The organism is Kribbella sp. NBC_00359, from assembly GCF_036097425.1.
In the GTDB taxonomy this organism is placed as follows: domain Bacteria; phylum Actinomycetota; class Actinomycetes; order Propionibacteriales; family Kribbellaceae; genus Kribbella.
The window spans coordinates 3349840-3371417 of record NZ_CP107975.1 but is presented as its reverse complement, the minus strand read 5'-3'; the positions used below and the strand labels follow the sequence as shown (position 1 = coordinate 3371417).

General features: G+C 69.9%; 16 protein-coding genes and 1 pseudogene. 12 read left to right on the top strand and 5 right to left on the bottom strand.

What is annotated here, in order from left to right; all coding sequences use genetic code 11:
- Window positions 1-11: 11 nt before the first annotated feature.
- From OG876_RS16485 to OG876_RS16475, 3 genes are all read left to right on the top strand, one after another.
- Window positions 12-611, top strand: a complete 600-nt coding sequence (locus OG876_RS16485; protein WP_328525744.1) for a TetR/AcrR family transcriptional regulator — start codon at window positions 12-14, stop codon at window positions 609-611.
- A 91-nt stretch (window positions 612-702) separates the two neighbouring features.
- Window positions 703-1215, top strand: coding sequence for an AAA family ATPase (locus tag OG876_RS16480; protein WP_328525743.1), 513 nt, complete (start codon window positions 703-705; stop codon window positions 1213-1215).
- A gap of 35 nt (window positions 1216-1250) precedes the next feature.
- Window positions 1251-3344, top strand: a complete 2094-nt coding sequence (locus OG876_RS16475; RefSeq protein WP_328525742.1) for a molybdopterin-dependent oxidoreductase — start codon at window positions 1251-1253, stop codon at window positions 3342-3344.
- A 17-nt stretch (window positions 3345-3361) separates the two neighbouring features.
- On the opposite strand, the gene OG876_RS16470 is transcribed toward OG876_RS16475, so the two are convergent.
- The gene (locus tag OG876_RS16470; RefSeq protein WP_328525741.1) at window positions 3362-3763 is read right to left on the bottom strand and encodes a substrate-binding domain-containing protein; all 402 of its coding nucleotides are present in this window, start codon (window positions 3761-3763) and stop codon (window positions 3362-3364) included.
- 56 nt (window positions 3764-3819) lie between these two features.
- Window positions 3820-4017 (bottom strand): annotated as a pseudogene (locus OG876_RS44040) (LacI family DNA-binding transcriptional regulator); the annotation flags it as partial.
- 281 nt (window positions 4018-4298) lie between these two features.
- Between OG876_RS44040 and OG876_RS16460 the strand changes: the two are divergent.
- The 5 genes from OG876_RS16460 (at window position 4299) to OG876_RS16440 (ending at window position 10099) form a co-directional block, all read left to right on the top strand.
- Entirely contained in the window at window positions 4299-5048 is a 750-nt protein-coding gene (locus tag OG876_RS16460) for a sugar phosphate isomerase/epimerase family protein (RefSeq protein ID WP_328525739.1), read from the top strand.
- Window positions 5045-6142 carry a Gfo/Idh/MocA family protein gene (locus tag OG876_RS16455; RefSeq protein WP_328525738.1) on the top strand — a complete coding sequence of 366 codons (1098 nt, stop codon included), beginning with the start codon at window positions 5045-5047 and terminating at the stop codon, window positions 6140-6142. Before OG876_RS16460 ends, OG876_RS16455 begins: the two co-directional genes overlap by 4 nt.
- Complete coding sequence (locus OG876_RS16450; protein ID WP_328525737.1) at window positions 6139-6747, top strand: SGNH/GDSL hydrolase family protein; 609 nt, start codon at window positions 6139-6141, stop codon at window positions 6745-6747. The genes OG876_RS16455 and OG876_RS16450 overlap by 4 nt, the downstream gene beginning before the upstream one ends.
- 66 nt (window positions 6748-6813) lie before the next feature.
- A complete protein-coding gene (locus tag OG876_RS16445; protein WP_328525736.1) occupies window positions 6814-9261 on the top strand; it encodes a glycoside hydrolase family 2 protein in 2448 nt (815 codons plus the stop codon).
- Window positions 9262-9352: 91 nt separating this feature from the next.
- Window positions 9353-10099 (top strand): 3D domain-containing protein, encoded by a 747-nt coding sequence (locus OG876_RS16440; protein ID WP_328525735.1) that lies wholly within the window; start codon window positions 9353-9355, stop codon window positions 10097-10099.
- Between the two features lies 1 nt (window position 10100).
- Here OG876_RS16440 and OG876_RS16435 read toward each other — a convergent pair whose 3' ends face one another.
- The gene (locus OG876_RS16435) at window positions 10101-11561 is read right to left on the bottom strand and encodes an NAD-dependent succinate-semialdehyde dehydrogenase (protein WP_328525734.1); all 1461 of its coding nucleotides are present in this window, start codon (window positions 11559-11561) and stop codon (window positions 10101-10103) included.
- A 33-nt stretch (window positions 11562-11594) separates the two neighbouring features.
- Window positions 11595-12668, bottom strand: a complete 1074-nt coding sequence (locus tag OG876_RS16430; protein WP_328525733.1) for an MsnO8 family LLM class oxidoreductase — start codon at window positions 12666-12668, stop codon at window positions 11595-11597.
- Window positions 12669-13091: 423 nt separating this feature from the next.
- Between OG876_RS16430 and OG876_RS16425 the strand changes: the two genes are divergently transcribed.
- The 4 genes from OG876_RS16425 to OG876_RS16410 all read left to right on the top strand — a co-directional run bounded on the left by OG876_RS16425 (window position 13092) and on the right by OG876_RS16410 (window position 20720).
- Window positions 13092-16079 (top strand): type 2 lanthipeptide synthetase LanM family protein, encoded by a 2988-nt coding sequence (locus OG876_RS16425; RefSeq protein WP_328525732.1) that lies wholly within the window; start codon window positions 13092-13094, stop codon window positions 16077-16079.
- A complete protein-coding gene (locus OG876_RS16420; RefSeq protein WP_328525731.1) occupies window positions 16076-16288 on the top strand; it encodes a hypothetical protein in 213 nt (70 codons plus the stop codon). Before OG876_RS16425 ends, OG876_RS16420 begins: the two co-directional genes overlap by 4 nt.
- Window positions 16289-16390: 102 nt before the next feature.
- Entirely contained in the window at window positions 16391-19315 is a 2925-nt protein-coding gene (locus tag OG876_RS16415; protein ID WP_328525730.1) for an ATP-binding protein, read from the top strand.
- A gap of 175 nt (window positions 19316-19490) precedes the next feature.
- Window positions 19491-20720 (top strand): ROK family transcriptional regulator, encoded by a 1230-nt coding sequence (locus OG876_RS16410; RefSeq protein WP_328525729.1) that lies wholly within the window; start codon window positions 19491-19493, stop codon window positions 20718-20720.
- A 5-nt stretch (window positions 20721-20725) separates the two neighbouring features.
- Here OG876_RS16410 and OG876_RS16405 read toward each other — a convergent pair whose 3' ends face one another.
- Complete coding sequence (locus tag OG876_RS16405; RefSeq protein ID WP_328525728.1) at window positions 20726-21502, bottom strand: alpha/beta hydrolase; 777 nt, start codon at window positions 21500-21502, stop codon at window positions 20726-20728.
- Window positions 21503-21578: the final 76 nt, after the last annotated feature.

Here is a 21578-nt window from a genome sequence, read left to right as displayed (position 1 = left end):
AAAAAGGCCGCATGCCCAAGATCGTCGACCACGAGACCCGCCGCGAGGAGATCGCCGAGGCGCTTTGGCGCGTGGTCCGCCGCGACGGCATCCGCGCCGCCTCGGTCCGCACCATCGCCGCCGAGGCCGGCTGGTCCCCGGGCGCCGTCCGGTACTACTTCCCGGACCAGGACGGTCTGCTGAGTTTCGCGATGGACCTGGTCACCCGACGGGTGACGCAGCGGATCGAGGCTCTGGACGCCAAGGGCAGTCCGACCACGGTCGTGCTGCGCTACCTCGAGGAAGCCCTCCCGCTCGACGCCGAACGCCGCGCCGAGTTCGACGTCTGGATCGCGTTCATGGCCCAGGCCCAGGCCGAGTCCGGCGCCGGCACCCTGCACGAACACGTCGACACCGTGCACAACGGACTGCGCCAACTCTGCGAATCGCTGCTGCAGGCACTCGCCCAGGCCGGCCTCCTGACAGAGGGCCTCGATCTACGCCGCGAGGTCGAGCGTTTGCACGCGGTGATCGACGGCCTGGCCCTGCACGCGGCGATCCAGCCCGACCGGACCACACCGACCCGGGTCCGGCAGCTTCTCCGGCTCCACGTCGAGTCGCTGCTGGCCTGAAAAGCCTTGCAAACCAAGGTTTTCTGTCCGGTTACAGACAAGATTCCGGGAGACCTGACTAAAACCTTGCGCCGCGTGGCAACATCACCGCATGGAGTCCGAGGGGGTGATCGTCGTCAGCGGGATCATGGCGGCGGGGAAGTCGACAGTTTCCCAATTACTGGCCGAGAGATTCCAGTACGGCGTACACCTCCGCGGCGATGTCTTCCGCCGGATGATCGTCAGCGGACAGGCCTCGATGCGCGACGACAGCGCCGCGGCCCAGAAGCAGCTCCAGCTCCGCTACCGGCTCGCCTGCCAGGTCGCGGACGGGTACGCCGACGCCGGCTTCACCGTGGTCCTCGAGGACGTGGTGATCGGCGAACTGCTCCGCGAGTTCCTCGACGGGATCCGGACCCGCCCGCGGTATCTCGTCGTCCTGACGCCGCGACCCGAGGTGATCTCCAGCCGGATCGGCGGGGCGTACCACCTGGTCGACGAGCTCGACTACGAGCTGCACGCGTTCAGCCCGCGCCGCGGACTCTGGCTCGACAACTCCGACCTCTCCGCCGGTGAGACCGTCGACGCCATCCTCGGGCGCCTCGACGAGGCGCGCTTCGAGTAATGGCCGGACAGGCTACCCGGGGGTAGTTTGGCTGAATGGCGACCACGGTACGGCGGACCTCGTGCAACCTGTGTGAAGCGATCTGCGGTGTGCTCGTGACGGTCGAGGACGGCCGCGTGACCGACATCCGCGGCGACGAGTCGGACCCGCTGTCCCGTGGCCACATCTGCCCGAAGGCGGTCGCGCTGCGCGATCTCCAGGAGGACCCCGACCGGCTGACCACGCCGGTCCGGCGGACTCCCGACGGATGGCAGGAGCTCGGGTGGGAGGCGGCGTACGAGCTGGTGGTCGGGCGGCTGACCGACATCCAGCGCGAGCACGGCCGGAATGCTGTCGGCGTCTACCTCGGCAACCCGAACGTGCACAGTCTCGGCGCGCTCACCCACCTGCCGACGATGGTGCGGCAACTCCGGACCCGGAACCGGTTCAGCGCCACCTCGATCGACCAGCTCCCGCACATGCTCGCGTCGTACCTGCTCTACGGGCACCAGCTGATGGTGGCCGTGCCGGACATCGACCGGACGTCGTACCTGCTCATGCTCGGCGCCAATCCGCTCGCCTCGAACGGGAGCATGATGACCGCGCCCGGGTTCGGGCGGCGGCTCAAGGAACTGCGCAAGCGCGGTGGCAAGGTCGTCGTGATCGACCCGCGCCGGACCGAGACCGCGGCGGTCGCCGACGAGCACCACTTCGTCCGGCCGGGCACGGACGCCGCCTTCCTGCTCGCGCTGATCCGTCAGGTGATCGAGGACGGTCACGCTCGGCCGGCGTCGTACGTCGATGGTTTCGAGGCGGTCGAGGCCGCGGTCGAGCCGTGGACGCCCGAGCGCGCGGCGGGCATGACCGGGATCGACGCGGAGGTGATCCGGCGGATCGCGCGCGAGTTCGGGACGGCCGACCGGGCTGCCTGCTACGGACGCGTCGGGGTGTCGACGCAGCAGTTCGGCGCGATCTGCCAGTGGGCGATCCAGGTGCTCAACATCATCACCGGGAACCTGGACCGGCCCGGTGGCACGATGTTCCCGCGGCCGGCGGTGAACGCGCTGCTCGGTCTCGGCCGTGGCCACCTCGGGTTGTGGAAGAGCCGGGTCCGCGGGTTGCCCGAGTTCGGCGGCGAGCTGCCGGTGTCGACGATGGCCGAGGAGATCCTGACGCCGGGTGAGGGCCGGATCCGGGCGATGGTGACGGTGGCCGGCAACCCGGTGCTGTCCACGCCGAACGGCCGCCGGCTCGACGAGGCGTTCGGCACGCTGGACTTCATGGTCGCGGTCGATCCGTACATCAACGAGACCACCCGGCACGCGGACGTGATCCTGCCGCCGGCGCCGCCGCTCGAGCGCGACCACTACGACGTGATCTTCCACCAGCTCGCGGTCCGCAACACCTCCCGCTGGAACGACGCCGTTCTGCCGAAGCCCCCGCAGGCCCGGCACGACTGGGAGATCTTCCGCGACCTCGGCCTGGGCCTGGTACGCCGTACGCCGATGAGCCGGCGCAAGGTCGAGATGACGGCACGACTGCGGTTGTCGCCGCGACGGATCGTCGACCTCGGACTGCGGATCGGACCGTACCGGCTGTCGCTGCGGAAGCTGCGCAGATCGCCGGGCGGGATCGACCTCGGTCCGCTGCAGCCGGCGTTGCCCGGGGCGCTGCACCACAAGACCAAGCGGATCGACCTCGCCCAGCGGATGATCCTGGACGACCTGCCCCGGCTGGAGGCGCTCGCGACCGGGAGTGACGGCGAGTTGCTGCTGATCGGGCGCCGGCACCTGCGCAACAACAACTCGTGGATGCACAACTCGGCCCGGCTGGTGAAGGGAAAGCCGCGGCATCAGCTGCTGATGAACCCGGAGGACCTGGCCAAGCGCGACCTGGCCGACGGGCAGCTGGTCACGGTGACGTCCGCGGCCGGGTCGGTCGCGGTGGAAGTTGCCGCGAGCAACGACATGATGCCCGGCGTGGTCAGCCTCCCGCACGGCTTCGGCCACGGCCGCCCCGGCGCCCGTCTCTCCGTCGCCAACCAGGTCCCCGGCGCCAGCGCCAACGACATCACCGACGCGGACTTCACCGACTCCGTGGCCGGGACCGCCGCCGTGAACGGCGTACCCGTCACGGTGACGGCCTGCTGAAGAGTCTGGACGAGGCGCTATGCGGGCAGCGGTGGCGGGCCCGAGCTGTCGCGGATGATGAGCAGTGGGGTGGAGTAGAGGTGTGCTTGGGGGACGGCTCCGGTGAGGAGATCCAGGAGGCGGTGGGTTACTTCGGCGCCGTAGCCGACGATGTTGTGGCTCAGCGCGGTCAGGGCCGGGTGCGTGATCCGGCACAGCGTCGAGTCGTCCCAGGCGACCAGCGTGACGTCGTCCGGCGTACGCAGACCGAGCGCTTGGACGACGGCCAGGCCGGCCACCGCCATCAGGTCGTTGTCGTAGATGATCGCAGTCGGCCGCGAACGGGCGGTCAGTAGTTCGCGGGTCGCGGAGGCGCCTTCGGCGGCGGAGAAGTCCGTGTGCCGGATCCGGCCGTCCAGGTCGAGCCTCCGGCCGGCCACTGCGAACCCCTGGTCCCGGATCCACACATCGCCGAACTCCGGCGGTCCGGCCACCCGAGCCCGAACGTCTCGCTGCGTGCCGCCGACAACTGCCGGGCGGCCCGGTTGGGCACCCACTCCAGTTCGGCGGCCACTCTCAGGACCCGGGCCCGGGTGGCCGCGGAGACCCCCGGCTGGTTGTTCAGCGCGTACGACACCGCGCCCTGGGAGACGCCGCAGCGTCTGGCGATCTCCTTGATGGTCACTCGAGCCACGACGAACACCCCTCACGGCGGCCGGACCGCTGACGAGTCGGTCCGGAATCCTCCAGTGTGCGCCGGTTTCCACACCGTGTCATCGCTCAGGCGCGGAGCGTGATCATTTGATCAAACCTTCCCGGCCCGGGAAGTGCCAGGTGACCGCCCAGTGGTTGGGCGGAGGGTGGTGTGGGGGGGGTCGAGTGGGATAGCGTTGCCGTCGTTACTTAACCGGTTCGGCTTATCAGTCGGCGCGGACCCCAGGGCAGCGGGCGAGGCGCCGACGACGAGGAGAAACCATGGTCGCAGTGGACAACCTGTCCCTCCAGTTGTACACGGTCCGGGGCAAGCTCGAAGAGGACTTCGACGCCACCCTGGCCCGCATCGCGGAGATCGGCTACACGAAGGTCGAACCCTTCGGTGTCACCGCCTTCGCGGACCGTCTCGCCGAGGCGCTGCCCAAGCACGGACTCTCGGCACCCACCACCCACGCCGGCCTGCTCCGCGACGACAGCGCCCCGATCTACGCCGCGGCGAAGCGGCTCGGCATCAGCACCGTGATCGACCCGCACACCGACCCCGCGCGCTGGCAGTCCGCCGACGACATCAAGGTCATCGCCGACGGGCTGAACAAGGCCGCGATCGAGGCCGCCGACCACGGCATCACGGTCGGCTACCACAACCACCAGTTCGAGCTCGAGTCCAAGATCGGCGGAGCGCACGGGCTCGAGATCCTGGTCGACAACCTGTCCGACGACGTGATCCTCGAGGTGGACACCTACTGGGCCGCCGTCGGCGGCGCCGACGTACCGGCGCTGCTCGGCAAGTTCGGCGACCGGGTGAAGGCGATCCACGTCAAGGACGGCGACGGCACGCTGGACAACAAGGCCCAGGTCGCGGTCGGCGACGGCGTCATCGCGGTCCGGGACATCCTGGCCGCCGCACCGAACGCGCTGCGCGTGGTCGAGCTGGACGACTTCTCCGGCGAGATCTTCGACGCGGTCGAGGGCAGCTACACGTTCCTCACCGGAGAGGGTGCACCGGCATGAGTGCCGTCGGCGTAGGTGTGATCGGCGCCGGGGTGATCTCCGACGCCTACATCAAGAGCATGCAGAGCTTCCCCGACCTGAAGGTGGTCGCGATCGGCGACCTGCGGCCGGAAGCGGCGAAGGAGAAGGCCGAGCAGTACGGGATCGAGACCCACGGCGGTCCCGACGCGGTCCTGAACCACCCGGACGTCGAGATCGTGGTCAACCTGACCATCCCGGTCGCACACGTCGAGGTGGCCCTGGCGGCGGTTGCCGCAGGCAAGCATGTGTGGAGTGAGAAGCCGTTCTCGCTGGACCAGGACAGCGGCCTGAAGCTGCTGTCGACGGCCCAGGACGCGGGCGTGCGGCTGGGCTGCGCACCCGACACCATCCTCGGTCCGGGCCTGCAGGAGTCGCGCCGCATCATCGAGCGCGGTGACATCGGTCAGCCGCTGACGGCGCTGACCCTGATGCAGTCGCCCGGCCCGGAGTCCTGGCACCCGAACCCGGCCTTCCTGTTCCAGGAGGGCGCTGGACCGCTGTGGGACATCGGCCCGTACTACCTGACCACGCTGGTGCAGCTGTTCGGTCCGGTCGGCGCGGTGGCCGGGCTCGGCTCGAAGTCGCGGGAGAAGCGCACGATCGGATCCGGTCCGCTGGCGGGGACCGACTTCGACGTGACCGTGCCGACCCACGTCAGCGCGATCGCGCGGTTCGAGTCGGGGCAGTCGTCGCAGAGCATCTTCAGCTTCGACTCGCCGCTGTCGCGGGCCGGGTTCGTCGAGATCACCGGCTCCGAGGCGACGCTCGCCGTACCGGACCCGAACGGGTTCGCCGGGGACGTCAAGATCCGCCGCCGGGGCGCGGACGAGTGGGAGACGCTCGCGAGCACCACCGCGGTGGCCGAGCGGGGCACCGGCGTGCTGGAGATGGCGCGGGCGATCCGGGCCGGCCGGCCGCACCGGGCGACCGGGGCGCTGGCGTTCCACATCGTCGACGTGATGGCGTCCATCACCGAGTCGATCGACACCGGCGCGTTCGTCGACGTGCAGAGCACCGTCGAGGTCGCGCCGATCCTGCCGGACGACTGGGACGTCACCGCGGCCACCCTGTGACCACGATCCTCCTCGATCCCCGGCGGACCCTCGTGTTCGCCGGGGACTCGGTCACCGACTGCGGCCGCCGTACCGACCCGGACGGGCTCGGCGGCGGCTATGTCCGCACCCTGTACGACGATCTCGGTCCGCGCCGGCCGCGGATCGTCAACGCCGGCATCAGCGGCAACCGGGCAGCCGACCTGGCCGCCCGGTGGTCCGCCGATGTGCTGGCCCACGAGCCGTCGGTGGTGTCGATCCTGATCGGGATCAACGACACCTGGCGGCGGTACGACGAGGACGACCCGACGACGGCCGAGTCGTTCGAGGAGTCGTACCGGGCGATGCTCGATCCGCTCACCTGCCCCGTCGTCGTGATCGAGCCCTTCTTGCTGCCGGTGAAGGCCGGGCAGGAGGCGTGGCGCGAGGACCTCGATCCGAAGCTGGACGTGGTCCGTAAGCTCGCCGTCGAGTACGGCGCCATCCTGGTACCGGCCGATGTCGAGCTGAACCGGCAGGCCGCGGCCGTCGGTGCGGCAACACTCGCCAACGACGGCGTGCACCCGACCGCCGCCGGACACCGCGCGATCGCCGACCTGTGGCGACGCGTCGTGCTCGAAGACTGAAATCCCCGCTCCCCTCGACGGGGAGCGGTTCGCACCGACTAAACCGGTTCACCTTGGAGAACGCCTGTGACAACCCTCAATGTCGTGCCGTTGACCACCGACGGCGGTGCTGTCTGGACCGTGGATGCGCTGGAGGGTCCCGCGCCGGAGGGTCTGATCGGGCGACCGATCGCTGCCACCGTGCCCGGCGAGGTGCACACCGACCTGCTCGCGGCGGGCGAGATCCCGGATCCGTTCGACGGTGACAACGAGTCGAAGCTGGCCTGGATCGGCCGGACGTCCTGGCGATACCGGACCAAGTTCGCCTGGACCGCGGACGGCAACACCCGGCAGGAGCTGGTCGCCGAGGGCCTCGACACGGTGGCGACGGTGACGCTGAACGGCCGGGAGCTCGGCCGGACCGCGAACCAGCACCGCTCGTACCGGTTCGACGTCACCGAGGCTTTGATTGCCGGTGACAACGAGCTGGTGATCGAGTTCGCCGGTCCGGTGTCGACGGCCGAGGAGATCCGGGCGACGGTCGGCGACTGGCCGCACACGAACCTGCACCCGTACAACGAGCTGCGGAAGATGGCGTCGAACTACGGCTGGGACTGGGGTCCGGACGTCGCGACCGCGGGCATCTGGCGGCCGATCCGGATCGAGTCGTGGTCCGGGGTGCGGATCGACACGGTCCGTCCGTTGGCCGGCGTCGACGGCGGCCAGGGTGTCCTGACCACCCACGTCGCGCTCGCGTGGGCGGACGGCGAGGGCGGCGAGGCGTCGATCACCGTCGAGGTCGGCGGCACGACGCAGGCGGTGACAGTTGCCGCCGGCGCCGAGACCGTCGAGCTCACCTCGACGATCGACGCGGTAGACCTGTGGTGGCCGCGCGGGCACGGCGAGCAGCCGCTGTACGACGTGACGGTCACGGTGGACGACCGGGATGAGTGGAACGGGCGGGTCGGGTTCCGGACCGTGTCGCTGAATGTTGCTCCGGACAACGATGGGACGCCGTTCGCGCTGTCGGTGAACGACAAGCCGATCTACGGCCGGGGCGCCAACTGGATCCCCGACGACGCGTTCGTGACCCGGCTGACCCCGGAGACCTACCGCACCAGCATCCAGGACGCGGTCGACGCAGACATGAACCTGCTGCGTGTCTGGGGAGGCGGCATCTACGAGAGCGAAGCCTTCTACGACGTCTGCGACGAGCTGGGAATTCTGGTCTGGCAGGACTTCCTGTTCGCGTGTGCGGCGTACTCGGAGGACGAGCCGCTGTGGAGCGAGGTGGAGGCCGAGGCACGGGAGGCGGTCGGCCGGCTGAGCAAGCACGCCAGCCTCGCGGTGTGGAACGGGAACAACGAGAACATTTGGGGGTACGTCGAGTGGGGCTGGCGGGTGCCGCTGGCCGGGCGCGCCTGGGGTGAGGGGTACTACTTCGACCTGCTGCCGAAGATCGTGGCCGAGCTCGACCCGCGAACGCCGTACTCGCCGGGCAGCCCCTATTCGTACGACCGCTTCATCCACCCGAACGACGAGCGGCACGGGACGATGCACATCTGGGACGTCTGGAACCAGGTGGACTACACGACGTACCGGAAGTACAAGCCGCGGTTCGTCTCGGAGTTCGGGTTCCAGGGGCCGCCGGCGTGGTCGACGCTGACCTCGGTCGTGCACGACGCGCCGCTGGATCCGTACGGCGCGCAGATGCTCGTGCACCAGAAGGCCTTCGAGGGCAACCTCAAGCTGGAGCGCGGACTCGGCGATCACCTGCCGGGGTGGAAGGACATCGACGACTGGCATTGGACGACGCAGCTGAACCAGGCGCGAGCGGTTGCCTATGGCATCGAGCACTTCCGCAGCCTGTTCCCGCTGAACACCGGCGCGGTGGTCTGGCAGCTGAACGACAACTGGCCGGTGGTGTCGTGGGCGGCGGTCGACGGGCACGGGATCCGGAAGCCGCTGTGGTTCGCTTTGAAGCGCGTGTACGCCGAACGGCTGCTGACCGTGCAGCCGCGGGAAGACGGGTTAGTGGTTGCCGCGCACAACGACACGGATGCGCGGTGGGCGGGTGAGATCACGGTCCGCCGGCGATCGACCGGCGCCGAGAGCACGGTCCTCGCGCAGGAGACGTTCGCGCTCGAAGTCGAACCACGCTCGGCGGTCCTCAGCTCGGTTCCCGAGTCGGTCGCCACGCCGGGCGATCCCCACCGCGAGTACCTCGAGGTCCGCAGCGGCGAGTCGACGGCGTACTGGTACTTCGTCGAGGACACTGCGCTGCGGCTGGCCGGCGACGCCTACACTGCGTCGGTCGCTCCGACCAGCGACGGGTACGACGTGACCGTCACCGCGACCGCGCTCGCGAAGGACCTGGCGCTGTTCCCGGACCGGCTGGACGCTGCGGCGCGGGTGGACTCGTGTCTGATCACCCTGTCCGCGGGCGAGCGCCACACCTTCCATGTGACGGGCGGGACGGCTCCGGCGCAGGTCGGCGTACCGGTGCTGCGTTCGGCGAACGATCTGGTGAACTGAATTACGTCGAGACCTTGACTAAGTGGGGTGCGGGACCGCTACTTGAGGGTGAAACCTCATGGTCCCGCCCCACCTTGGAGGTCTTGCCGTCATGCCTCGATCGCGTGCTCTGAGCGTCGTTCTCCTCAGCCTTGCCGCCCTTGTCGTCGCACCGTCCACCGCGTCGGCGGCGTTGCCGGCCTGTCAGCATTTCTACACCGGACCGATTCCCGACCGGCCGATCTCCGGTGGTCACGGCGACGGGACGACCGCACCGCCGTACGACGTCAGCGGGCGACTGCCCGCGCCGACGGGGATCGACGGCGGGCTCGGCGCGGACGGGAAGGTGACGTTCACGTTCAGCCGGGTGACCGGTGCGAAGGCGTATCGCGCGTTCAAGAACGGTCAGGCGCTGCAGTGGATCAGTGACTGGGGTCAACCGACCTTGCAGGTGACTGATGCGAGCCCGTGCGACGGTGCGCACTACCAGGTCTATGCGATGTCGTCGGAGGACACCGCGGCGTCGTCGATCGGGCAGATCAGCACGTCATACCGGCTGAACTCGTCCAACCGGCTGGCCGCGTTCGCCCTCGCGCCCGGGACCACGCTGAACTACCGGGTCTCGGCGTACAACGATGTCGCTCAGACCGCGCTCGGCTACAACGCCGGCACCGGGATCTGCGCGGTCGATGCCCGGATCATCCCGTGGGGGACTCGCCTGTGGGTCCCCGGCTACGGCCACTGCTACGCGGCCGACATCGGCAGCTGGATCAAGGACGACATCATCGACGTCTGGTTCCCGCCCGGCCCCACGGCCGACAACTGGGGCATCCAACGCCTGACCTTGACCGTCGAATAGATCAGTCCACGTTGATTGCGACGTACTTGATCTCGAGGTATTCGTCGATGCCTACGGTGCCGCCCTCGCGACCGAGGCCGGATTGCTTGACGCCGCCGAAGGGTGCGGCCGGGTTGGAGACGATGCCCTGGTTGAGGCCGATCATCCCGGTCTCGAGCTTCTCGGAGACACGCAGCGCGCGGGTGAGGTCGTTGGTGAACAGGTAGGAGACCAGGCCGTACTCCGTGTCGTTGGCCATCCGGACCGCTTCCTCCTCGGTCTCGAAGGCGGTCAGTGGCGCGACCGGGCCGAAGATCTCCTCCTTCTGCAGCCGGGCGCTCTGCGGGACGTCGGCCAGCACGGTCGGCGGGTAGAAGTACCCGTTGCCCGAGGCAACCGATCCGCCGGTCAGCGCCCGCGCGCCCTGGTCCACCGCGTCGTCGACGAGCTCGCGCACCTTGTCCCGCTGGGTCCCGTCGATCAGCGGGCCCACGTCGACCCCGTCCTCGGTGCCACGGCCGACCTTCAGCGCGGCCATCCGCTCGGTCAGCCGGGCCGCGAACGCGTCCATCACCGGCGCCTGCACGTAGATCCGGTTGGCTGCCGTACAGGCCTCGCCGCCGTTGCGCATCTTGGCCAGCATCGCGCCGTCGACCGCCTTGTCCAGGTCAGCGTCCGCGAACACGAGCAACGGCGCGTTGCCGCCCAGCTCCATGCTGGTCCGCAGCACCTGCTCGGCGGCCTGCTCGATCAGCTTCCGGCCGATCTGGGTCGAGCCGGTGAACGACAGCTTGCGCGCGCGGCCGTCCCGGATCAGCGGCTCCATCACACCGCCGGCGCTGTGCGTGGTGATCACGTTGAGCACCCCGGCCGGCAGTCCGGCCTCGGTCATCAGCTCGGCCAGCTTGAGCATCGACAGCGGGGTCTGGGAGGCCGGCTTGATCACCATCGTGCAGCCGGCGGCGACGGCCGGGCCGATCTTGCGGGCGCCCATCGCGGCCGGGAAGTTCCACGGAGTGATCAGCAGGCAGGGCCCGACCGGCTGCCGCATCACCAGGAAGCGGCCCTTGCCGTTCGGCGCGATCTGGTAGCCGCCGTCGATCCGGACGGCCTCCTCGGCGAACCAGCGGAAGAACTCGGCCGCATAGGCGATCTCGCCCTTGGACTCGGCGACCGGCTTGCCCATCTCGAGCGTCATCAGCAGCGCGAGGTCGTCGGCCCGCTCGGTCATCAGCTCATAGGTACGGCGCAGGATCTCGCCACGCTCTCGCGGCGGGGTGGCGGCCCAGTCCGCCTGCGCGGCGACCGCTGCGTCCAGTGCGGCCTTGCCGTCGGCCGGACTGGCATCGGCCACGTCGCAGAGCGTCGTACCGGTGGCTGGGTCCTCGACGGCGAGGGTCTTGCCACCCTCGGCCGCTACCCACTTCCCCCCGATGTACAGCTCGGTCGGACACGCCTCGACGACTTCCCGCTCCCGTGACATGAGCCCGCCTCTCGCTAGTCGGCAGTACCCACACTAGGCGGTGGCGATCAGTGGTGGGGCGTGCCTGGGGATCGTGCGGACCATGCGGGTCAGGCCGGCGGCGATGGTGCGGAGGATCGCCGACCGGACCAGGCCGTCGAAGGCGAGTGGGACCAGCATGATCTCATCGGCGGTCGTACTCGCGACCAGTCCGCCGAGCTCGGCCACCACGGACGCTCTCGAGCCGACGATGGTGCTCGGGTCGTCCAGCATCCGCTCGGCCCGGCCCCGCTCGCGTCCCGTCAGTGGTTGCTCGAGGACCGCCATCAGTTCGGCCGGTGTCGCTCGCGGTCCCGTCGTACCGAGGCGGGTCTTCACCCGCACGTACTCCGCGAACCGGATGATCGCCTCCTCCTCCGAGTCGGCCGCGACCACACCGACCGTGACGGCGAGGTACGGCTTCACCGTGGGCCCGGTCGGCTCGAAGTGATCCCGGTACGCCGCCACCGCCGCCGGCGTCACCGCGGCCGCGCAGTGATGCGCCAGGAACACAGGCAGCCCACGGACGGCGGCAGTCGCCGCAGCACTCGGATGGTCGGCCAGTACGAACACCGGTGGCGGCAAGCCGGCCAGTGTCAGCCGTACGTCGCCCACAGGTGCTCGCCCGGGCAGGCCGTCCCGGAGGAACCCGCACAGCTCGTCCAGCCGCTGCGGGAACGCGTCCCGCGCGCCACCGCCGAGTGCGGCCGCCGTACTGGGGATCAGGCTGTGCTGCTGGCCCACGCCGAGGTCGATCCGGCTCGGGTACGCCGCTGCCAGTGCAGCGAACTGTTCTGCGACGACCAGCGGCTGATGGTTGGCCAGCTGCACACCGCCGGCGCCCAGCCGGATCCGGTCCGTACGCGCGGCCAGGACCGCCGCGAGCACAGCCGGTGCCGCGCTGCCGACGCCTCGGACGCCGTGCTGCTCCCCCACCCAGAATCGGCGGTAGCCGAGGTCGTCGGCAGCCTGTGCCACCTCCGCGGTCTCCCGGAGCGCGGCCGCAGCCGACTGACCGGGCAGCTGCGGTACGACGTCCAGCACAGAGTGAGCCGAGACGGGCAGTCCAGGAGCGACAGGGGTGAGCACCTGTTCACCGTCGCAGTGTCCGCGGCATCACACATGGGTGTTCGCCCCCCATGTTCCGGCCGTTCCACACCCATCTGTCCAGGCCTGTCGGGCGGCCGGAAATTGGGGGTTCGGAGCCCTTGCCCGGTGCCGGATCGTCGCGGCATCGTTCCCCGCGATCGTTGCGGATTCCCGGACAGAGGAGGCCAACCAGGAGTGCAGACACCGAGCTGGGAACCGTAGTGTTCCCGACCTGAGCCGGCCGGCCTTCCACCAGAGGCCGCTCGGCCGGGCGCTGCTGCCGCGGGGCGGTCAACCCCCAGTCGTCGCCCCGCGGCAGGCATCGTCCCCAGGGCTCGAACCCAGCGCCGCCACGAGCTCCCACCTAAATATGGGGGCTGGTTACCCATGCCCCGACCCCGTTGCCGATGGCAGCCTGTCCGCGTGCTCAACTCAGTGACCACCGGGCGGGCCCGGACCGACCAGCGTGACACCTGGTGGTCCGCGGGAATGCGCCCGCACGAGCTGACCCAGACCGCTCCGGCCTGGGTCGAGTACGTGGAGCGCAGTACCGCTCTCCCACCGAGCGCGCCTGCCGCCGGTCGGGGCCCTGCAGGGACCGGTGTGATCGGCGGCCACACGTCAGGTGGGGCGGCCGAGGCAACGGGTGGGCCCGGCACGGACTGGCGGCAGGCGCTTATGCGCTGCCTGGAACCCCTTCTCACCGCGGCCCGGCGCGATCTGGTCGCCGCCGGGCACACCGGCGTCCTGACCGAGCAGTTCCTGCATCGGCTCGGGCTGCGGCTGGTGAAGCTGGCGTCGCGGACGCTGGTGCTGGAGCTTGCCCGCGCCCGCGACCGCGGTGAGCTGGCCGGCGACACCCCGGCGGAACGGTTCCTGGCCTTCACCCACCGGCTCGTCGGAGGGAGCGAGCTGGCGGAGTTCCTGGCCGCCTACCCGGTGCTGGCCCGGGTCCTGGGCGAGTCGTGCCGGCAGGCGGTCGAGGGTCACCTCGAGTTGCTGGCACGGCTCGCCGAGGACCGTGAGTCGCTCGTCACCGGACTGCTGGACGGCCGGGACCCCGGCGCGCTGACCGCCATCGAGCCCGGTGGCGATCCCCACCGCGGCGGGCGGTGCACAGCGACCCTCACCTTCGCGGACGGGCGGCGGCTGGTCTACAAGCCACGGCCGCTCGGGCTGCACCGGCATTTCAACGAGCTCGTCGACTGGCTGAACGACAAGACCGGTCTGGACATCCGCACGGTCGACCTGCTGACCCGTCACGGCTATGGCTGGCTGGAGTACGTCGTACACGAGCCGTGCGACGATCTGGCCGGCGTACGGCGCTTCTATCACCGGCAGGGCGCGTTACTGGCGCTGCTGTACGTGCTGGACGGCACCGACATGCACTACGAGAACCTGATTGCCGTCGGCGACCAGCCTGTCCTCGTCGACGTGGAGACCCTGTTCCATCCGAGCAACACACCAGTGGGCTCGCTCAGCCGCGACCCGGCGTACCGCGCGCTTCTCAGTTCGGTCTACCGCACTGCGCTGTTGCCGCTGCTGGTCACCGGCGAGCACGGAGTGGCAGACCTGTCCGGGCTGGGCGGTGACGCGGACGCGGCGGCGCCCATGGGTGTGGTCGATTGGGCCGACGCCGGCCTGGACTCGATGCACCTGGTCCGGCGTCCTGGCCGGACGCACAGTGCCGCCAACCGGCCACTGCTCGACGGTGCGATGATCGAGCCGCGGGAGCACGAGATCGCTGTGCTGACAGGGTTCCGGGCCGGGTACGAGGCGATCGCCTGGCATCGCGACGAGCTGATCGGGCCCGACGGTCTGCTGGCTCGCTGCGCTGCGGACCAGATCAGGTTCGTCCCGAGGAGCACCAGTCTCTACACGGGCCTGCTGGACGAGTCGACGCATCCGGACGCACTGCGGGACGCGGCCGGTCGGAGCCGGCTACTGGACCTGCTGTGGGATGCCGACGAGTCCTTGCGCGACCTGGTGCCTTACGAGCTGGCCGACCTGTGGACCGGCGATGTACCGCTCTTCACTGCTCGTCCGGACAGCCGTGACGTCTGGTCCTCCGACGGCACCCGGATCGCCAACGTCCTCGCCACTGAAGGCCTGGCCGCGGTCGAGGCGAAGATCGCGAATCTCGGCGACATCGACGAGCACCGCCAGAAGTGGTTGATCTCGGCATCGCTCGCCACCCGGCCGGAGCCGATCGTGCACACCACGACGGCGAGCAGGCCCTGGCTCGGCGCCACCGAGGCAGACCCCGAGTGCATGCTGGCCGCGGCCACCGACATCGCCGACGAGATCGTCGCGCAGGTGATCAGCGAGCGCGGCGGCGCGGCCAACTGGCTCGGACTCGAACTGCTCGACGACCACCACTGGGCCATCAGGCCAATGGGTGCAGGGCTTTCCAACGGCTACACCGGTACGGCGCTCTTCCTCGCCCAGGTCGGCGTCCTCACCGGAGCCGGCAAGTACTGCGATCTCGCCCGCGACGCCATCCGCCCGCTCCCCCACCTGCTCGAGGCCCTGGCCGGGGATCCGGAGTCGGCACAACTCGTCGGACCCGGCTTCCACGGACTCGGTGGCATCAGCTACGGCCTCAATCGCCTCTGCGCACTCCTCGGCGACTCCGAGCTCACCACCTGGTTGGCAGGGTCGCTGGAACTCACCGAGCGGCTCGTCCCCGATCCCACCGAGTTCCCGACGTACGCCGAGGGCGCAGCCGGTGGACTCGCCGCCATGCAAGCGATCGACGGCCTCCCGGCGGCACACAGACTGGCCACGCGGTACGCCGACGAACTGGTAACCACCGTAGAGAGCGGCCTCCGTGGCCGAGTAGCAGCGGATCACGGTTTCGCTCGCGGTTACCAGGGAATCGCGTGGTCTCTCGGTCAGTACGGCGTACCTGGCGACAGGTACCTGGATGCCGCGCGAGCGGCTGCCGATCTGGATCGAGGGGACCGGCCTGCCGGCCACGGCTGGTGCTCGGGTGACGCCGGCACCGCACTGGCCCGGCTGGCGGCCGGAGTACCCGCGGACCTCGATGCGTACCTGAGTTCCGCGACAGAACGTCCGGTGCTCGCCGACATGAGTCTGTGTCACGGCGAGCTCGGCGCGGTCGAGCCACTGATGTGGCTGGCCGAACGCGACCACCCAGCCGTCGAGGCGGTACGGCGACGCCGTGCCGGGCTGGTGCTCGCCGCAGTACAGCAGTACGGGCCGCAGTGCGGGACACCGCGGGCGGTTCCATCTCCAGGCCTGCTGACCGGTCTGGCGGGAATCGGCTACGGCCTGCTCCGGCTGGCGTTCCCCGAACGCGTTCCGTCCGTGCTGCTGCTCGAACCAACCACCGGGTCGAGGCGCCCATCACAGCGCCGGAACCCACACAGCGACAGGGGAAGCGCATGACCGCCCAGCACCAGCCCGAATCCCAGCCCGACGCCCAGTCCACCGCCCCGGACGCCACCGACCCGCTCGGTCCGATCACACTGCCGAAGCGCACCAAAGTCGGCGCCCGCGCGATGGCCCTGGTCGGCACCGTCGGCCTGAGCACGTTCGCGATCGCAGCCGTCGGCAACGAACTCGCCAGCACCTGGCCGACCATCAGCCTGAACTGACGCCCAGCGAACGTTTGATCGGCGGAGCCGGCCGGCCCTGGGGGGTGACCGGCTTCGCCGATTCACTGCGGGGTCAGCGATACGTCGTTAGAGTTGGCAAGCATGCAGACCCGTTCGCCCAGAGTGGTCGGCAGGGACCGGGAGATCGATCATCTCGACCACCTGCTGGCCGCGGCCCGTGGGGGCCACGGGGGTGCGGTCTTCCTGGTCGGTGAGCCCGGCATCGGCAAGAGCCGGCTGGCCGGACTGGCCACCACGAAAGCACTCGATGACGCAATGGCGACCCTGCGTGGAAGGGTCGGGGCCATCGGCGCCATGGTTGCGTTCCGCCCGTTCACCGAGGCATTGCTGTCGCTCGTCCGCCGCGGCGAGATGCCCGCCACCGACGGGCTCGGCCCCTACCGTCAGGTGCTCAGCCGGCTGATCCCGGACTGGGACGACGGTACGGCGCACGACACCGCGACCTCGACCGTCGTCCTGGGAGAGGCTGTCCTGCGGCTACTCGCCCTGGTCGCCAAGGACCGCGGTTGCCTGCTGGTACTGGAGGATCTGCACGGGTCCGATCCCGAGACCCTGGCAGTGATCGAGTACCTGCTCGACAACCTCGAGGACCAGCCGATCGCACTGGTCGCGACTCTGCGCTCCGAGACCTGTGCGGCGCTCGAGCTGGCCAGATTGTCAGCACAACGCGGAACGGCCGCCCTGATCGAGCTGCCGCCGCTGGACCGGGCCGAGGTCGGCGAGTTGGCCTCCGGCTGTCTCGAGGTGCCGGTGAGCGGCGTACCCGACACTCTGGTCGACCGGCTGTGGCATGACAGCGCCGGAATCCCTTTCATCGTTGAGGAACTGCTGCAGGAGGCGAGCCGGACCGGGCAACTGCTGTCCAGGGCCGACGGGAGTGTGCAGGTCGTCGACGGTCTGCAGACGAACGTGCCCGCGGCCGTTGTCCGGAGCATCAGTAGCCGCACCGATCAGCTCGGGCCGCAGTCGCGCGACCTGCTCGTGCTGGCGGCCGTGATCGGTCATCGCTTTCCGCTGAGCGTCGTACGCAAAGCCACTGGGACCGACGAACGGTTGCTGTTGGCCACGCTGCGTGCCGGCTTGGCTGCGCAACTGGTCGGGCCGGACGAGCCGGTGCCGGACTGGTATGCGTTCCGGCATCCGCTGACGGCCGATGCGTTGCTGGCCGGACTGACGCCGACCGAGCGTTCCACTCTCGCGCGACGGTGTGCGGATGCGATCGAGGAGCTGCATCCCGGACTGCCGGGCGAGTGGTGCCCGATGGTCGCGGAGCTCGCCGAGACGGGCGGCGACAAGGCCCGGGCCGGCCGGCTGTTCGCCACGGCCGGGAGACGGTCCTTCGACGAAGGGTCGATGGCGTCGGCGGTGAAGCTGCTGGAGCGCTCGAATGCCTTGCTGGCCGGCGATCCGGACACCACCTGCCGCGCCGAGGTCCTGGGCTCGTTGCTGATCGCGTTGAGTGAGACCGGCCAGTTCGAGACCAGCGGTGACCACGCCGCGACGATCGAGGAGATGGCCGACCGCAACCTGGACAGCCGCAAGGTCGCCGCCCTGCACGTGCAACTGGCCAACCTCGAACACATGGCCGGTCGCTGGTCGGCCGCACTGACCCAGGTCGCGACCGCGCGGTCGCTGCTCGGCATCGACGCCGCCGACGCCGACATCGCGCCGGTCGACGCGATCGCCGCCAACCTCGAGCTGGCCCGATCGAGTCCCGGCCGGCTGAAGGCGGCCACCGAGCTGGCCACCCGCGCCGCGGCGGCGGCCGAGCGCGCCAAGCTGCCCGCGGTGGCCTGCGACTCCCTGCAATTGCTGGGGATTCTGGCCCGTGAGCACGACCTCGATCAGTCGATCGACTACTTCCATCGAGCCCGGCAGGTCGCCGAAGAGCACGCGATGACGTTCCAGCGGGTTTGTTCGCACATCTTCCAGGCGGGGACGATCTGCCTCGCGAACGGGAGCATTCTGGAGCTGGAGCGGGCCCGGCAGCAAGCGCTCCGGATCGGCGCGATCCCGTTGGTCTACGAGGTGGACGGGATCCTCGGTCAGCAGGCGATCCTGCGATCCGAGTACGACAAGGCGGCCGCGATCATCGACGAGTGCCTGGCGGTCACGCGGCGACTCCGGATGGGCCGGTCGGCGACGTACTTCCTGTCCACCAAGGCGATTCTCGAAGCACACCGGGGCCGGCGGGCAGCGATGGAGGAGACACTCGCCGAGGTGGCCAACTGGGGTGGCGAGCGCGCGTCGTACGAGCTGCCGTACTCCTACGGTCTGGCTCGCGCGTTCTGCGCACTCCTGGAGGAGAACCGCGAACTGGCCGACTCCGACCTGGCCCAGGCCCTCGCGTACGACGCCCAGAACCCGACCACCTTCCACACCTCGGGCAAGAACGGGCTGGGCCTGCTGCTCGGCGTACTGTCCGGCAGGAACGGCTGGGCGCACCTCGAGGCCGTCACTGCGACGGCCGCCAGCGGGATGCGGTGGAACAAACAGTTCGTCCAGCTGGCGCACGCCGTACTGCTCGGGCGGGACGGGCGGTACGACGCGGCCAACGCCAAAGTGGTGGAGGCGCTGGAGACCGGGTCGATCTATCCCATGGCGCGCTACCTCGGGCTGCGGATGGTGGCCGAGCCGGCGCACGCGGACGGGTGGGGCGAGCCGGTCGCGTGGTTGCGGCAAGCTGAGGACTACTTCCACAACGCTGAGATCCCGGCGGTGGCGAGTGCGTGCCGGAGTCTGATGCGGCAGCTCGGGGCAACCGTCTCGCAGCGGCGGAGCGGGACCGAGCAGGTGCCCGCGCATCTACGCCAGCTCGGCGTCACCACGCGCGAGTACGAGGTCTGTCAGCTCCTCGTCGACCGGATCGGGAACAAGTCGATCGCCTCCCGGCTGCACATCTCGCCTCGGACGGTCGAGAAGCATGTGGCCAGCCTGATGACCAAGACACAGCAACCGGATCGGGAGGCACTGAGCAGTTTCGCCCGGACAGTCCTCCAGGACTGACGGCGGCAGTGCCTATTTCGGCACTGGTGCGTGTACTGGGACATCGGGCCCCCGGAGGGTGATAGTTGTCGACTCACACATCGGCGTCCGCCAGCCGGCGCGAAACACCCGTCACGGTAATTTATGAACGCTCGCTTTCTATTAAGATAGGCGAGTGGCAAGCAAGGGGTCGGACATGAGCAAGGGAACGGTCGGCGGCGGCGGTACGACGATGCTGCGGCGGATCAACGTCGCCGCGGTCCTGGACGCGGTCCGCCGATCCGCGCCGGCACCACTCCGCGTCGCCGAACTGGTCGAACGGACCGGTCTGGCCAGACCGACCGTGGCCCAGGCCGTGGACGAACTACTGGAGGCCGGCTGGCTGCAGCAGCACGGCCCGGATTCGGCCGACCGTTCACTCGGGCGGCCGGCGATCCGCGTCTCGCTCCGCGGCCGTGCGGCCCCCGTCCTCGGTCTGGACGTCGGCCCGCACCGGGTGACCGTCGGGGTCTCCGACCTGGCCGGCCGCAAGCTCTCACTGGTACGGCGCTCCGGACCTGGATGGACCGCGCAAGAGCTGCTCGGGGTCATCGGCGAGGTGATCAACGAGGCGCTCGCAGAGGCCGAGGTGCCGGCCGAGGACATCGCGGCCGTGGTCGCCGCCAGCCCTGGCATCGTGGACGAGCACACCGGCCGGGTCCAGCTGGTCCCGAGTGTGCCGGGCTGGTCCGCGATCGACCTGATCAAGCACGTCCGCGGTCTGCTCGACTGCCCGGTCATGCTCGACAACGACGCCAACCTGGCCGCCCTGGCCATCGCGGCCGCTCGTGGCGGGACGGGCACGCTGCTGGCCGTCCAGTGGGGTGAGCGGCTCGGTGCCGGCATCGTGATCGACGGCCGGCTGCACCGCGGTACTGGCGCGGCCGGTGAGATCGGCTTCATCGCCACCGGTCCGGATGACGTCATCAACCCCGAGGACAGCCGGGGTCCGCTGGAGCGTGCGGTCGGCTCGGAGGCGATCGCCGCACTCGGCCGCCAGGCCGCTCTGGACAACCCACAGTCCCGCCTCGCCGAGCTCGGCGGAGAGCAGCTCGACACGGCCGATGTGTTCGCGGCCGCGGCAGAGCGCGACCCGGTGGCTCAGGCGGTCGTGCAACGGGTCGCCCGGGACTTCGCCCGCGCGCTGGCTCCCGCCGTACTGGTGCTGGACCCGACCGCCGTGGTCATCGGTGGCGGTGTCGCTCGGGCGGGCGCCGTACTGCTCGACGCCATCTCAGACCAGCTGCGGCTGCTGACTCTCAACCACCCGAAGCTGGAGCTGTCCGCCCTGGCCGAGGACGCCGTGGTCACCGGTGCCATGCGGATGGCTCTCGACGAGGTCTGGCAACGCAAACTCCCCACCCCTGCCCTCACCAGCACCACCTGACCTCATCACCCATACGTACTGCCGCGGCCGTTTCGGTCGATGACCGCTGCGGCGATGGCGTCGGGGCGGTCGAGGTGCATGAGGTGGGCGGAGTCGGGTAGGACGTCGACTGTGCCGCTGAGGGTGGTGGCGAGGCGGCGTTGGCCGGCGAGCCAGCGGGTGGCCGTGAAGCGGGAGGTGCCGCCGGTGGCGACGAGGAGCGTGGTGGGGGTGAGCGCACCGACCGGACCGGCGACGAGCTTGGCGACCTCGGCGGCCAGTTCCCAGCTGCTCGCCAGTTCGTCCCAGAACAGCACCCACGACGACGCCGCGCCGTACCGGGCCCGGGCGGTTGCCTTCGACAACAGATCGTGGTTCGACCGGCTGCCGATCCGGACGAACAGCCGCCGCAGCGTGGGACCCAGCACCTGCGGCCCGCCGATCCGGCCGAGGAACCGCAGGAACGCCCGGGCCGCCCGATCACCGCGCGTCCCCGGGTAGAGCCCGCGCCACCCGATCTCCGACGTGAGACTGGTGTCGACCAGGACGAGACTGGTCACCTCGAGCGGCCGGGTCAGCGCCCAGCGCAGCGCCGCCAGTCCGCCGATCGAGTGCCCGACCAGCCCGACCTCCGCCCCCGCCGGTACGCCGGCCGCCGTCCGCAACTCGTCGACGTCGGACGTGATCGGCGTACGCCACGGATCGATGACCCGCACATCCTGCCCCGGTAACAGTTCGACGACCCGGCCGAACTCCTCAGGAGTCTCGGCCAGGCCGGGCAGCACGATCCAGATCACGGTCATCGTAGGAAAGCCTGCCTGAGACCTGGTAACTATGTCGCCGGATATAAGGCAGACGAGCAGCGCCGGCCTGACATGT

Bases quoted from the DNA above. Each gene is read 5' to 3' on its own strand.
- OG876_RS16485 (WP_328525744.1), top strand. From the start codon at position 12: ATGCCCAAGATCGTCGACCACGAGACCCGCCGCGAGGAGATCGCCGAG.
- OG876_RS16480 (WP_328525743.1), top strand. From the start codon at position 703: ATGGAGTCCGAGGGGGTGATCGTCGTCAGCGGGATCATGGCGGCGGGG.
- OG876_RS16475 (WP_328525742.1), top strand. From the start codon at position 1,251: ATGGCGACCACGGTACGGCGGACCTCGTGCAACCTGTGTGAAGCGATC.
- OG876_RS16460 (WP_328525739.1), top strand. From the start codon at position 4,299: ATGGTCGCAGTGGACAACCTGTCCCTCCAGTTGTACACGGTCCGGGGC.
- OG876_RS16455 (WP_328525738.1), top strand. From the start codon at position 5,045: ATGAGTGCCGTCGGCGTAGGTGTGATCGGCGCCGGGGTGATCTCCGAC.
- OG876_RS16440 (WP_328525735.1), top strand. From the start codon at position 9,353: ATGCCTCGATCGCGTGCTCTGAGCGTCGTTCTCCTCAGCCTTGCCGCC.
- OG876_RS16435 (WP_328525734.1), bottom strand. From the start codon at position 11,561: ATGTCACGGGAGCGGGAAGTCGTCGAGGCGTGTCCGACCGAGCTGTAC.
- OG876_RS16420 (WP_328525731.1), top strand. From the start codon at position 16,076: ATGACCGCCCAGCACCAGCCCGAATCCCAGCCCGACGCCCAGTCCACC.
- OG876_RS16415 (WP_328525730.1), top strand. From the start codon at position 16,391: ATGCAGACCCGTTCGCCCAGAGTGGTCGGCAGGGACCGGGAGATCGAT.
- OG876_RS16410 (WP_328525729.1), top strand. From the start codon at position 19,491: ATGAGCAAGGGAACGGTCGGCGGCGGCGGTACGACGATGCTGCGGCGG.
- OG876_RS16405 (WP_328525728.1), bottom strand. From the start codon at position 21,502: ATGACCGTGATCTGGATCGTGCTGCCCGGCCTGGCCGAGACTCCTGAG.